Genomic DNA, 280 nt, shown 5'->3' on the forward strand with positions numbered 1-280 from the left:
CCGCTTTTAATTACTGCCAAAGGACACGGAACAAGGCAAATGTGCAGAACCAATAAGTATGGTTTTCCGACTCGTTACGTTCCTCGTCAAAAGCAAGTTAAAGGCTTTCAAACAGGTGACATCGTTAAAGCAATTGTTACTAAAGGAAAGAAGGTTGGAACTTACTCTGGGCGAGTCGCGGTTCGCTCTACGGGAAGTTTCAATATTTCGACAAAAACTGGATTGATTCAAGGAATCAGTCACAAATATTGTAGTCCAATTCATCACAAGGATGGTTATG

General features: G+C 41.1%; 1 pseudogene. It reads left to right on the forward strand.

Features of this window, described 5'->3' with window-relative positions:
* Positions 1-280 (forward strand): annotated as a pseudogene (locus JUI58_RS01185) (HNH endonuclease); the annotation flags it as partial.

It is taken from the genome of Spirulina sp. CCY15215, from assembly GCF_016888125.1.
Taxonomy (GTDB): domain Bacteria; phylum Cyanobacteriota; class Cyanobacteriia; order Cyanobacteriales; family Spirulinaceae; genus CCY15215.